Origin of the sequence: Natronomonas gomsonensis, from assembly GCF_024300825.1 — an archaeon.
Lineage (GTDB): Archaea > Halobacteriota > Halobacteria > Halobacteriales > Haloarculaceae > Natronomonas > Natronomonas gomsonensis.
This window is the reverse complement of record NZ_CP101323.1, coordinates 1740364-1753418: the sequence shown is the minus strand read 5'-3', so window position 1 is coordinate 1753418 and position 13055 is coordinate 1740364. Positions and strand designations below refer to the sequence as shown.

The following is a 13055-nucleotide window of genomic DNA, read 5'->3' as shown; positions in this document are numbered from 1 at the left end:
GGCTTCAGTGTGTGAAAACGGCGGACGCTCTCAGCTGTGAATCCCCATCGCCTCTATCTGCTCCTGATACCGGTTCCGGATGGTGACTTCCGTCACCTGTGCCACGTCGGCGACTTCGCGTTGAGTCTTCTTTTCGTTGCACAGCAGCGAGGCGGCGTAGATGGCCGCGGCCGCATACCCCGTCGGGGATTTTCCCGACAGCAGGCCCTTTTCGGCGGTCGTCTCGATGATGTCGTGGGCCTTGTTCTGGACCTCCTCGCTCAACTCCAACTCCGAGCAGAAGCGGGGAACGTACTTCTTGGGGTCGACGGGTTCCATCTCGAGGCCGAGTTCCTGGGAAATATAGCGGTAGGTGCGGCCGATTTCCTTGCGCTCGACGCGGGAAACCTCGCTGATTTCTTCGAGCGACCGTGGAATGCCCTCCTTGCGGCAGGCGGCGTACAGCGCGGCCGTCGAGACGCCTTCGATGGAGCGGCCGCGGATGAGGTCGTCGTCGAGGGCGCGCCGATAGATGACCGAAGCGACCTCCCGGACGGAACGGGGGACGCCCAACGCCGACGCCATGCGGTCGATTTCCGACAGCGCGAACTGGAGGTTTCGCTCGCCGGCGTCTTTGGTCCGAATCCGCTCCTGCCACTTCCGGAGGCGATGCATCTGGGAGCGCTTCTTCGAGGAAATCGAGCGCCCGTAGGCGTCTTTGTCCTTCCAGTCGATGGTGGTCGTCAGCCCCTTGTCGTGCATCGTCTGAGTTGTCGGCGCGCCGACCCGGGACTTCTCTTGTCGCTCGGAGTGGTTGAACGCCCGCCACTCCGGGCCGGGGTCGATGTGGTCTTCCTCGACGACGAGCCCACAGTCGTCACAGACCATCTCACCCCTGTCGGCGTCTTTGACGATGTTGTCCGAGGAACACTCCGGGCACACCGTCCCCGTTTCGGTGTCAGTCGTCTCCCCCTCACGCTCGCTGCCGCGTTCCCGTTGACGCGTGGGCCGTGTCATCGCATTTTTATAGTCAAACGAGCTTCCCACTTAAACTCTCGCCAAAACCTTGGAATATCGAACACGAATCCGAGACCGCCCCGCCGCAGTCCGTTGGTTCCGTTCTCGGTGGCGTCCGAATATCGGAAGGGATAAATTCCGAGTCGGGTTGGGTCCAACGGATGCCGGTCATCGACTGCGACCCCGCAACTGCCCGCGAGCGCCTCGAATCCGCGGGCGTCCGGGTCGAGGCGGGAAACACCGACCACGAACTGTGGCGGGCCAGCCACGGCGGCGCGACCGCCGTCGCCTACGACGAAAAGGTCGTCGTCCAGGGCAACGAATCCGCCCGGTTGGTCGGACTCATCGAGGGCGGTGGGGGACGCGCACACGTGTACTTCGACGGCGCCAGTCGCGGCAATCCGGGGCCCGCCGCCGCCGGCTGGGTAATCGTCACCAGCGACGGTATCGCCACCGAGGGCAGCGAGCGAATGGGGAAGATGACCAACAATCAGGCCGAATACGGGGCGTTGATTCGTGCCCTGGAGGTCGCCGCCGACTTCGGGTTCGACGAGGTTGTCGTCCGGGGTGACTCCCAACTCATCGTCAAGCAGGTCCGTGGGGAGTGGGACACCAACGACCCGATGCTTCGGGAAAAGCGGGTCCGGGTCCGGGAGTTGTTGGAGCGCTTCGAGGAGTGGTCCATCGACCACGTTCCGCGGGAGATAAACAGTCGCGCCGACGAACTAGCAAACGAGGCACTCGATGGCTGACAGCGACGCGGACACCGACACCGAGGAACCGACGACGGAACTACCCGAGGGCGTCGTCGACCGCGCCGAGCGACTGACGCGACTGCTGCGGAGTGCGGTCGACCCCGCCGAACGGGAGGCCTACCGGAGCGACCGCCGGGCGTTGCTCGCCGAGTACGGCTACACCGCTCGCGTCCGCGAGGACGACGACGGCGAGACGCTCGTCTGTCATCCCGAGGAGTGGACCGAAGACGGGGTGATTCAAATCGACCGCATCGACGACACCGACCGCGCAGTCGAAATTACCCTCTCGGGGACCGGCGACGGCGGCGACTACGATGCCGTCGACGCCCACAACCGGGCGGTCGCCGAGGCGGTCCGGGACGAATACGGCGACGTCCACGGCGAAACCGCCGAGGCGTTCGCCGATTTCATGAGCAACCATTACGCCAAGCGAATCGAGGCCGCAACCGAGGGCGAACGCGAGGAGTTCCGGACGGAGTACTTCCCGCGGAACGCGTGGCCGAGCGACGAACAGAGAAGGCGTCTCGAGCAGTCGCTCGAAGTGATTTTCGACGTGGCCCGCTCGCGGTGAAAAGTCGACGTTTTTCCTACTCGAACTGTGCGATGAGGTCGCGGACGCGGTCTGCGCGGTCGCCGTCGGTGACGGTCTTCGAGAACGTCCACGCGAGCTGGTCGAAGACGGCGTCGAGGCCTTCGTCGGTGAGGGCGTACTCGTTGGTTCGTTTGTCCAGTTCGCTCTTCTCGACGAGTCCCATCTCGACGAGGTCATCGAGGTTGGGGTACAGTCGGCCGTGGTTCACTTCGCTGCCGTAGTACGTCTCCAGTTCCCGCTTGATAGCGAGCCCGTAGCGGGGCTCCTCGGCGAGAATCGTGAGGATGTTCTGCTGGAAGGCGGTCAGGTCGGGGGCCACGCCTGGGTCGGTCGCGGCTGTTTGGGCCTCTGACATATCTACGGGTACATTGTCAACCCACTTAACAGTTATCAAACATCTTTGAGAGCCGTGCATAACTCACTTTTTAAATATAACCGACCGATTTCGGGTCAACGAGACTGACAGTCTCTGACTGGCCGGCCGCTGCAGCGAGGCTCCACGGACGCGTGTCGAAAGCTCTTTGCGGGGCAGGTGAGGAGCCACGGGTATGGCAAACCTGTGGGAAGACCTCGAAACGGGACCGAACGCACCCGAGGAGATATACGCCGTCGTGGAGTGTCTGAAGGGCGAGCGCAACAAATACGAGTACGACAAGGATATCCCCGGCGTCGTGTTGGACCGGGTGCTGCACTCGAACGTCCACTACCCCTCCGACTACGGGTTCATTCCGCAGTCGTACTACGACGACGAGGACCCCTTCGACGTGCTCGTGTTGGTCGAAGACCAGACGTTCCCGGGCTGTGTCATCGAGGCTCGCCCCGTCGCCCTCATGAAGATGGACGACGACGGCGAACAGGACGACAAGGTCATCGCCGTCCCCAGCGAGGACCCCCGATACGACCACATCGAGGACCTCGAGGACATCCCCCAACAGCAACTCGACGAGATTGACGAGTTCTTCGCGACGTACAAGAACCTCGAAGAGGGCAAGGAAGTCGAGACGCTGGGCTGGGAGGACAAGCAAGCGGCCTACGACGCCATCGAGCACGCTCAAGACCTCTACGAAGAGCACTTCGGCTAAGGCGTCTGCACATCGTTTTTCGCGTAGCGCGTCCGTTAGCCGTCGGCTCGCGCCAGGGAGTCGACACCTGTGAACTCGAACCGCGCACCGCCATCGGACCCCTCGACGACGCGGACGTTCCACCCGTGTTCGTTGGCGATTTGCTTGACGATGGAGAGCCCATAGCCCGACCCACCGTCGCGTGTCGTGTACCCGTACTCGAACACCGTCTCCCGGTCGGCCGCCGGGATTCCGGGGCCGTCGTCTTCGACGTAGAAGCCGTCCGGGAGCGGACCGACCCGAACGGTCACCCCCGGGCCACCGTGGGTCACGGCGTTTCGGAACAGATTGTCCAGGAGTTCCCGGACCCGACTCTCGTTTGCCTCGATTCGGCCGATATCCTCGACACGGAGGTCGGCATCCTCGGCGGCCGTGAGGCTCCACTCCGCCCGGACGGCGTCGTCGAGTCGGAACGGCTCGGCCTCGTCGACGAAGCCGCCTTCTCGCGAGTATTCTAGAATGTCGTCGATGAGGGCATCGATGCGGTCCAGCGCCTCCAGGGCCTGTTCGAGTTCGGGGGCGTCGGACTCCTCGTGGGCCAACTCCGTGTACCCGCGGGCGACCGAAAGCGGACTCCTGATGTCGTGAGAGAGCACGTCGGCGAACTCGTCGAGACGTTCGTTCTGCTCTCTGAGCGACTCCTCGCGGCTGCGTCGTTCGCTTATGTCCCGGACGATGCCCGTGAAGTACCGCTCGCCGTCGTGTTCGTGTTCATGGAGGCTAATCAGCGTCGGCACCTCGTGGCCGTCCTTGTGGAGTGCCGGCAGCTCGATGCCGTTCCAGTCGATGTTCTCCTCGCCGCTCTCGATGTAGGACTGCAGCGCGGCGGCGTGGACCGGGCGAAGCCGCTCGGGGATGAGTTGCATCTTCGAGCTGCCGACGAGTTCCTCCGGCGTATAGCCGAGAATCCGCTCGATAGCCGGGTTTACATACACGATGCGGCTGTCGGTGTCGATAGTCAACATCCCCTCGGAGGCATTCTCAACGAGCGTTCGATAGAACGCTTCCGAGCCAATCGAGTCGTCGGGAGGATTCACCGTCTCCGGGCTACGTACTCGATGTGATAGAACCTGTCGTTTCCGCGTGGCTGCATGTAACAGGGGCCACACATATCCCGCCCGCTCGAAACCCATCGGAGATTCGTAATGTGCATGCACAGACGCACAAAATGCGATTCAGTAATTCGGATCTATCAGGGTCCAGTACCTCGGTTTACACCCACTTTATTCCTACCGTGCATACGCCAAATCGGGGCGATACGGTATGCTTATAGAATGACACTTGTGCGTTCGAACGATAGTTTCGAGTATGAGCGCCGAACCCCGTGAACCGATGGGCATCCGTCACATGACGGTCGTACCGGAGAACTTCGAGCCGCCCGCCGAGGACGGCGACCGCGACGACGACGAATAGCGGGAGCGATTCTTGCCGCTTTTCGGGAGCGCCGCCGCTTTTGCCCGTCGAAACGAAAGTTCTTGTAGGCGCCTGCCCCAGACGCCTCTATGGGACTGTTCGACCGGCTTCGCGGTGGCGAGGGTCCGCGAGTCGCTTTCTTCGGTATCGACGGCGTGCCGTACAGTCTAATCGCCGACAACGAGGAGACGTTTCCGAACCTCACGGCGATGGCAAACGAGGGCGCCGGCGGCGCAATCGACTCCATCGTCCCACCGGAGTCCAGCGCCTGCTGGCCCGCGTTGACCACCGGCGTCAACCCGGGGGAAACCGGCGTCTACGGCTTCCAAGACCGCGAGGTCGGCAGTTACGACACCTACGTCCCCATGGGTCGGGACGTTCAGGCCACGCGGCTGTGGTCCCGTGTCACTGACGCCGGCCGCGAGGCGACGGTGATGAACGTGCCCGTGACGTTCCCGCCGGACCGGGACGTCCAGCGGATGGTCAGCGGCTTCCTCTCACCCGGCGTCGAGAAGGCCGCCTACCCCGACGAACTCCGTGAGACGCTCGAAGGGCTGGACTACAAAATCGACGTGAACGCCAAACTCGGCCACGACGAGGACAAATCCGAGTTCGTCGAGGATGCCCACGAGACGCTCGACGCCCGCTTCGAGGCGTTCAAACACTACATCCAGCAGGACGACTGGAACCTCTTTTTCGGCGTCTTCATGACCACCGACCGGGTGAACCACTTCCTGTTCAAACACTACGCCGAGGACGGCGAGTACAAAGAGGAGTTCCTCGAGTTCTACGAGAAAGTCGACCGCTATCTCGGCGAACTGCGTGACATGCTCAGCGACGGAACGACGATGGTCGTCGCCTCCGACCACGGATTCACCAAACTCGACCACGAAGTCAAGTGCAACGTCTGGCTGGAGGAGAACGGCTGGCTCTCCTACGAAGACGACGACCACGACAGCCTCGACGACATCGCCGACGACACGAAGGCGTACTCGCTCATCCCCGGTCGCTTCTACATCAACCTCGAGGGGCGGGAGCCCCGCGGGAGCGTCCCCAAAGAGTATTACGAGGAAGTCCGCGCCGAGCTGAAAGCGGAGCTCGAAGCCCTCGAAGGCCCGAACGGCCGGAAGGTCGCAGACCGCGTCGTCACCAAGGAGAAAGCCTTCCGCGGCGACCACGCCGACATCGCGCCGGACCTCGTAGTCATCCCGAACCACGGCTTCGACCTCAAGTCCGGCTTCCGAAGCGGCGATAAGGTGTTCGACATCGGCCCCCGAAACGGCATGCACAGTTTCGACAACGCCTGTCTGTTCGTCGACGACGACGGCGCGACGATTCAGGATGCCGACCTCTACGACATCGCGCCGACGATTCTCGAACTGCTCGACATGGACGTCGACCGCAGCGAGTTCGACGGCGCGAGTTTGGTGTAAGGCGGTACCGACCACATCGGTTTTCTATCGGCCACCGAAAGCAGCGGTCAATGAACCAACGACTAGCGCGTTCGAAACAGGTCACTCGGGCCATCGTCCGCGAGATTCGGGCGGAGAACATCACGTTCATGGCTGGCTCGATTGCCTACCACGCCTTCGTCTCCCTGTTGCCGTTCCTGTTGTTGGTGCTGTTCGTCCTCTCACAGGTCGGCGGACCCGAACTCGCCCAGCGGTTCATCGAGGCAATAGCGGAGAACATCACGCCGACGGGGAGCACCGCATCGGGGGACTTCGCGACGTTGCTCGTCGAGGCGGCGACCAACGCAACACGGAATCGCGGACTGTCGCTTCTGAGCCTCGCCATCCTCGTGTGGGGGACGCTCCGCATCTTTCGCGGCCTCGACCAGGCGTTCTCCGACATTTACGAGTCCCACGCCGCAAACACGTTCCTCGACCAGGTTCTCGACGCCGTCGTCGTCTTCGTCGCCATCGGGACCGCGCTGTTTCTCGTCACCGCCGCCGAACAGCTGGTGGGGACGCCTTCCGTCGGCGTCCTCGACGCCGTCGTCCGACCAGTCGTCTCCGCGCTCACGCTTGCCATTGCCTTCTATCCGATGTACTACGTCTTTCCCGACGAGGATGTCAGTCTCCGTGAGGTCGTCCCGGGAAGTCTTATCGCCGGCACCGGCTGGACCGCGCTCAGGTACGGGTTCGGGCTGTACACCAGCCTCTCGAGCACCAGCGAGTACGGCCTCGTCGGCGTCATCATCCTGCTCATTACGTGGCTGTACTTCGGCGGATTGGTGTTGCTTCTCGGTGCCGCAGTCAACGCCGTCCTCGCCGGCCGGTCGGAGGACGTCGACAGCATCGCGTGGGGACAACCCATCGACGCCGACCCGACACACGACGACGCCGCCTTCGTCACTCCGCTCCGGGAGCTGGAAACCGTCGCCTTCGACGGTGATGTTCGAATCGTCGTCGACGGCGCCGACGTGACGGTTCCGGCGCCGAACGACGCGACCGTGACCGTCCGGACCGTCGACCGCCCGTGGCTGTTGGGCGGCGACAAAGAAACAGCCGAGGTGTATCTGCGGTGGGATAACAGCGACTGACACTCACGCCCACCTGAAAACGAGGTCGAATACACCCACACGGTAGCGACGATGAAGTGACATTCATCCGACTATTCTATACATAGAGATATATACACAGTGGTTGTACTTGCGTTGATATACACGGATTATACTCCTACAAAGACGGTTCGGTGGGGTGTGATTTCATGTTAGGCCTATGATAGTAATACAGCAACCCCACAGAAACAGTTCTCCCGACTGCAGACCGATTCGTTCTGGCGGTGTCACCCAGGTCCGACACCGTACGGCGCACGCAAATCCGCGGAGCGAAGCTCCCCGACCCCTCGACAGCGGCAGATTCCTGTCTGAGCAATCGAGGCTCCGATGACCGACGACGAGTCAATCAGTCGACGGCGTATCCTCCAAGTGGTCACTGCGGGTGGTGCGGCCTCGATAGCCGGGTGTTCCTGGGGCGGCCCTTCGGGCAACCCGTGTGACCTGTCGGTCACCAAGGAGAGCGTCGGCGACTCCGTCTCGTACGGCGGCGCTACGGAGTTCGAGATTACAGTCTGCAACGACGGCGACGGTACGTGTGAGGACGCCGTGACCGTTACGGACGACCTGCCGAACGGCGTGACGTTCGCCGCGCATACGGGGACCGACTGGAGCGCCACCGAAAGCGGCGGGGTCGTGACCTTCGAGCACCCCAACGCGGCCGGCCTGGGTTCCGGTGAGTGTCTGCCGACACTGACCATGGCGGTCGATGTCGGCTCGCAGGACGAGGTCGGCGACGCAATCCGCAACTGTGTCACCGTCGAACAGGGCGATGCGGACCTGGCCTACAAGACCGACTGTGCCACCATCCCGGTTACGGGAACCGGCGAGGGTGCGTGTGACCTCTCGATAACGAAAGAACACATCGGAGACTTGGCCACGCCCGGTAGTACGAGCGAGTTCGAAATCACCGTCTGTAACGAAGGGCGCCAGCGCTGTCGGGGCCCGATTCCGGTCGTCGACGCCCTGCCGAGCGGCCTGACGTTCCTCGGCGGCACCGGTAGTGGCTGGTCGGTCAGCGAGACGGGCGGCACCGTCACCGCCGAACACCAGAACAGCGGCGGATTGGCGCCCGGCGACTGTCTCCCGACGCTCACCCTCGAGGTCGAAGTCGGCACGATAGACGAGACCGGCGACGCGGTTCGCAACTGTGCGAGTCTCGACTACCGTGATGCCGACTCGACCAACAACCGTAGCTGCATCAGCGTCCCGGTCGATACCGAAACCGTCGGGGGCGTCTGTGACCTCTCGATACGGAAAGGACACGACGGTGAGGCGGTCGCACCCGGCAGTACGACCGAGTTCGAAATCACCGTCTGTAACGTCGGCGACGAACTCTGCCGGGGCGAGGTTCCGGTCGTCGACGCGCTGCCGAACGGCGTGACGTTCCTCGCCAGCACTGGCAGCGGCTGGTCGGTTACCGAGACGGGCGGTGTCGTCACGGCCACCCACCAGAACAGCGGCGGGCTGGCGCCCGGCGACTGTCTCCCCACGCTCACTCTGGAAGTGGAGTTCGGCTCGATAGACGAGGTCGGCGACGCGGTCCGCAACTGTGCGAGCATCAAATCCGACGATGCCGACTCGACCAACAACCAGAGCTGCGTCAGCGTCCCGGTCGATACCGAAGCCATCGAGGGTAAGTGCGATTTGACTATCGAGAAGACCCACGATGGGACCCACGTCGAGCCGGGCGACACCACCGAGTTCGACATTACCGTCTGCAACAGGGGTGACGGACGCTGTCGCGGCGGAGTCACGGTCGTCGACGCGCTGCCGAACGGCGTGACGTTCCTCAACAACAGCGGCAGCGGCTGGTCGCTCTCCGTGAGCGGTGGCGTCGTCACCGCCGAACACCAGAACAGCGGCGGGCTGGCGCCCGGCGACTGCCTCCCCACGCTCACCCTCGAGGTCGAAATCGGCTCGATAGACGAGACCGGCGATGCGATTCGCAACTGTGCGAGCATCGAAACCGACGACGCGAACGCCAGGAACAACCGTAGCTGCGTCAGCGTCCCGGTCCACCCCCCACAGAGCTCCTGTGACGGCCTCAACATCGAGAAAACGACCGGTGGCCAGTTCAAGTACGGCCAGCAGTCGACCTACGAAATCGACGTGTGTATGCTTCAAGAGCAAACCTGCGACGGCCAGATTACCGTCACTGACGACCTGCCGGACGGTATCTCGTTCGTCTCGGCGTCCGGAAGCGGCTGGAGCGCCTCGGCAAGCGGTGGAACGGTCACCGCCACGCACCCGAACAGTGGCGGACTCGGCGCGGGTCAGTGTCTCCCGACGCTCGTGTTGACCGTCGAGGTCGTGCCGGCCAACCAGTTCCCCGGTGGCTCCGACGGCGTCCAGAACTGTGCCCGACTATCCGCCGATGGGACCTTCGTGGACGAGGACTGCGTCTCCCACGTAATCACCAACTAGGCGGCAGCTCTACCCACCGTAGAGTAGACGTCCCGACGCGACCGGACGACCGTCACGGGAACTCGGTTCTCCTTCGCCGGTCACTGCGCTGAACGAACTCACTTTTTACGACCCATTCGAGGTTGGGTCGGATCGACGTTCGTCCACCGTGAGTTCCCCGGAGAGCGACTGTGCGGACGGCGGAGCCAGCGTAATGCCTTCCTCGTCGAAGCGACGTTTCACGAGTCGCCGGAAGTCGGAGCGAACCGTCGGAACGTCGCTTTTCATCGGGTCTTCGACCCAAAATTCGGCTTGTACGGTGACTTCGTTCTTGCCCAAGTCGACGATGCGCGCGTTCGGCGCCGGGTCGTCGTGAATCGGGTCGTGGTCGCTGGCGATTTGCTGGAGTTCCATCAGGGCCCGTTCGGTGTCCTCATCGTAGGCGACGTACACCTCCTCGGTGATAGAGATACGAGCGCATACCCCCGCCTTCCCGTGAGTGACGAGTGTTCCGACGCTCTGTCGGAACCGAGGAGCGAACAGGCGGGGGTCGAGCGGACAGCATAGTGTGACAGTCCACCGTTCTATTGCAGGGCTGGATTTCCCACCGCTTCCACAAAATATTTGCTATGATATAACCATAGTGTGTAGCACGGATGAAGACCACACGGCACGCAACCTACAACCTCAACTACCACATAGTGTGGCTCCCGAAGTACCGCAACGCGGTACTGACGGGAGAAGTTGCCGACCGTGTGGAATCCATCCTCCACGAAATTGCCGACGAGAAAGGCTTGGACATTCAAAACCTGACTGTTCAGCCCGACCACGTTCACCTGTTCGTCAGTAGCCCGCCCAAACACAGACCATCACTGCTCGCCAACTGGTTCAAGGGCATTTCCTCACGGAAATACAACCACCGCCACGCCGACCACGACGACGAGAAAATCCGGTGGGAACGCGGCTACTACGCCGGAACAGCCGGCCACGTCTCCAGCGAAACTGTCGAGAACTACATCAACCGACACAAGGAGGCCGAAGCGTGACCGAACTCACAAAAACGCTCGAACTGAAGCTTGTGGACCCGAACGTCTACAAGCGGCAGAAGCTTCGTGAGACGCGGGACGCCTACCAGCAGGCGCTTCAGGCCGCCTTCGCCGCTGGCTGTGACACACAGTCAGCGGCCAACGACGTGGTTGTTGAGTACGACCTGAGTGGCTACGCGAAAAATGCCCTCAAGAAGTACGTCCCACAACTCTGTGGGAACAGCTACAACGCCGACGAACTGCACGATGACCACCCGGTACGGTTCACCAACGAGGGACTGCAACTTGACCACCAGCCACAGAACGCTATCGAGTGGTACGTCAAAGTCCCGCACCACGAGGATTACCACCTCTGGATTCCGGCGCGCGCCAATCCCGACCAGCGGGAGTGGCTCGAAGCGTTGTACGCAGACGACGCCGAGATGGGTGAAAGTCGGCTGTTCGAGCGGGACGGAACATGGTATCTCCACATCACCGCTACCCGCGACGTGGAGGACCAATCTGCGGCGTCCGCCGACGAGCGGACGCCCATCGGCGTGGACATTGGAGAAGCGAGTCTCGTCACGGTGTGTCACCGCGACGAGCACGGTTCTCCGGTTCGCCCCCGCCTGTGGGCCGACGACGGCAAGGCCGTTCGTCGGCTCCGCAAAACCTACTTCACCGCCAAGCGACGGCTTCAGCAGCGCGGCAGTGAGCGAATCGCGGAGTCCTACGGCGACTCGCTGTGGGACCAGATTGACGATGTGTTCCACCGTGTAACCCGCGAGGTCGTGGAGTACGCCGAGTCCGTCGAGAATCCAGTATTGGTGCTGGAAGACCTGACGTACATCCGCGAGAATATGGACTACGGCGCGTATATGAATCGGCGGTTGCACGGGTGGGGCTTTGCCAAGCTCCACGCACAGATTCGCTACAAAGCCGCCGAGACGGGGATTCCCGTCGAGACGGTGAATCCCCGGAACACGTCGAAGGCGTGCCACGCCTGCGGTGAACACGGCTATCGACCACGACAGGCGACGTTCAGATGCTCGAACGGCGGCTGTTGGGTCGGTGAGTATCAAGCCGACGTGAACGGGGCGATAAACATTGCAGACCGCTACCGTAGTGGAGAGAGTCACCGCCGAAGCGACCGGACTTCCCGGCAGAAGGCCGGTGACGATGACTCGGCTACGGATGGGGCCTCTTTGACCGGGCCACAAGACAGCCAAGCCGATGCTGAAAACCAGCAGACGACGCGTGGAACGTATGCGTCTTGAAACCAACAGGCCGATACACTCGGCCTGAAATCCCGTGGTGGGATTCCTCCGCGTGAGCGCGGAGGAGGAGGTCAATGTAGGCCGAGAAGATGTCGGTCACCCATCTCGGGGCGGTGAGTTGGCTAATCATGCTGCATGGTTGCTTCGTGTGAACAAAAATCCCAACCGCCGGCCGCGGACAAATCTGATGTCTCTCTATTTGCTAGGAGCCCCCTCGTTAGCGCCGCTCTCGAACCCACTCCTCGAGGGTGAACTCGTCGTAGGGAGTGCGGTCGACGACGGTCCACTCGTCGGTATTCCACTCCGGGAAGTACGCGTCGCCGTCGTAGTCGCCTGGAATCCGACTGAGTATCATCCGGTCGACGACCGGTTGGAATAGGGCGTAGATGCCCGCCCCGCCGATGACGTAGGCTCGGTCGTCCCCGAGTGATTCGACCGTTTCGATTGCATCGTCGACGCCCGACGCGTGGTGTGCCGACTCGATGCCGTAGTCGGACGCCGACCGGCTCAACACGACCTGCACTCTCCCCGGAAGGTCATCGCGCATCGAGTCGAACGTTCGCCGGCCGAGGATGACGGGCCAGTCCGCGATTCGATTTCGGTACTGTCGTTTGTCGGCCGGGATGCTCGGCCACGGTAACTCGCCGTTCCGGCCGATGACGCCGTTGTCCGCGACCGCCGCGACTGAGATGAGTTCCATGTGTTCGCCTTCGTTTGGCTCCGTTGAAAACCCTCTTATGACATATACCTCGTCGTGAGACGGTCGTCCGGCAGAGTGACCGACAGAACCCATTTATCGGCGGAGGACCTACTAATAGCGAATGGAAGATTCCGCTTCGCAGACCCACTCAGGTATCTAGTCTACCGCCAGATAACGACGCCTGTCCGTCGAATTCGTCGGCTGGACTCC

At 62.3% G+C, this 13055-nt stretch carries 13 protein-coding genes; 8 read left to right on the top strand and 5 right to left on the bottom strand.

Annotated features, from left to right (window positions below):
• Positions 1 to 30: 30 nt before the first annotated feature.
• Positions 31 to 996, bottom strand: a complete 966-nt coding sequence (locus tag NMP98_RS09490) for a transcription initiation factor IIB (RefSeq protein ID WP_254861265.1) — start codon at positions 994 to 996, stop codon at positions 31 to 33.
• Positions 997 to 1157: 161 nt separating this feature from the next.
• On the opposite strand from NMP98_RS09490, the gene rnhA reads away from it, so the two are divergent.
• Together rnhA and NMP98_RS09480 are read left to right on the top strand one after the other, a co-directional pair.
• Positions 1158 to 1748, top strand: a complete 591-nt coding sequence (gene rnhA, locus NMP98_RS09485; RefSeq protein WP_254861264.1) for a ribonuclease HI — start codon at positions 1158 to 1160, stop codon at positions 1746 to 1748.
• On the top strand, positions 1741 to 2322 hold the full coding sequence (locus NMP98_RS09480; protein WP_254861263.1) for a DUF7108 family protein: 582 nt from the start codon (positions 1741 to 1743) through the stop codon (positions 2320 to 2322). The genes rnhA and NMP98_RS09480 overlap by 8 nt, the downstream gene beginning before the upstream one ends.
• Before the next feature lie 16 nt (positions 2323 to 2338).
• Here the strand turns inward: NMP98_RS09480 and NMP98_RS09475 are convergent, their stop codons facing one another.
• Positions 2339 to 2698 (bottom strand): PadR family transcriptional regulator, encoded by a 360-nt coding sequence (locus tag NMP98_RS09475; protein ID WP_254861262.1) that lies wholly within the window; start codon positions 2696 to 2698, stop codon positions 2339 to 2341.
• Between the two features lie 193 nt (positions 2699 to 2891).
• Between NMP98_RS09475 and NMP98_RS09470 the strand changes: the two genes are divergently transcribed.
• Positions 2892 to 3425 (top strand): inorganic diphosphatase, encoded by a 534-nt coding sequence (locus NMP98_RS09470; RefSeq protein WP_254861261.1) that lies wholly within the window; start codon positions 2892 to 2894, stop codon positions 3423 to 3425.
• 35 nt (positions 3426 to 3460) lie between these two features.
• On the opposite strand, the gene NMP98_RS09465 is transcribed toward NMP98_RS09470, so the two are convergent.
• Positions 3461 to 4501, bottom strand: coding sequence for a two-component system sensor histidine kinase NtrB (locus tag NMP98_RS09465; protein ID WP_254861260.1), 1041 nt, complete (start codon positions 4499 to 4501; stop codon positions 3461 to 3463).
• 465 nt (positions 4502 to 4966) lie between these two features.
• Between NMP98_RS09465 and NMP98_RS09460 the strand changes: the two genes are divergently transcribed.
• From NMP98_RS09460 to NMP98_RS09450, 3 genes are all read left to right on the top strand, one after another.
• Positions 4967 to 6310: an alkaline phosphatase family protein gene (locus NMP98_RS09460; RefSeq protein WP_254861259.1), complete on the top strand. Its 1344-nt coding sequence runs from the start codon at positions 4967 to 4969 to the stop codon at positions 6308 to 6310.
• Positions 6311 to 6360: 50 nt separating this feature from the next.
• Complete coding sequence (locus NMP98_RS09455) at positions 6361 to 7422, top strand: YihY/virulence factor BrkB family protein (protein WP_254861258.1); 1062 nt, start codon at positions 6361 to 6363, stop codon at positions 7420 to 7422.
• 345 nt (positions 7423 to 7767) lie between these two features.
• The gene (locus tag NMP98_RS09450) at positions 7768 to 9864 is read left to right on the top strand and encodes a DUF11 domain-containing protein (RefSeq protein WP_254861257.1); all 2097 of its coding nucleotides are present in this window, start codon (positions 7768 to 7770) and stop codon (positions 9862 to 9864) included.
• 105 nt (positions 9865 to 9969) lie between these two features.
• Here NMP98_RS09450 and NMP98_RS09445 read toward each other — a convergent pair whose 3' ends face one another.
• The gene (locus tag NMP98_RS09445; protein WP_254861255.1) at positions 9970 to 10296 is read right to left on the bottom strand and encodes a mechanosensitive ion channel domain-containing protein; all 327 of its coding nucleotides are present in this window, start codon (positions 10294 to 10296) and stop codon (positions 9970 to 9972) included.
• 203 nt (positions 10297 to 10499) lie between these two features.
• Between NMP98_RS09445 and tnpA the strand changes: the two genes are divergently transcribed.
• A complete protein-coding gene (tnpA, locus tag NMP98_RS09440; protein ID WP_254861254.1) occupies positions 10500 to 10889 on the top strand; it encodes an IS200/IS605 family transposase in 390 nt (129 codons plus the stop codon).
• Positions 10886 to 12145, top strand: a complete 1260-nt coding sequence (locus NMP98_RS09435) for an RNA-guided endonuclease InsQ/TnpB family protein (RefSeq protein ID WP_254861253.1) — start codon at positions 10886 to 10888, stop codon at positions 12143 to 12145. Before tnpA ends, NMP98_RS09435 begins: the two co-directional genes overlap by 4 nt.
• A gap of 217 nt (positions 12146 to 12362) precedes the next feature.
• Here NMP98_RS09435 and NMP98_RS09430 read toward each other — a convergent pair whose 3' ends face one another.
• Positions 12363 to 12845 carry a dihydrofolate reductase gene (locus tag NMP98_RS09430; RefSeq protein WP_254861252.1) on the bottom strand — a complete coding sequence of 161 codons (483 nt, stop codon included), beginning with the start codon at positions 12843 to 12845 and terminating at the stop codon, positions 12363 to 12365.
• Positions 12846 to 13055 lie beyond the last annotated feature (210 nt).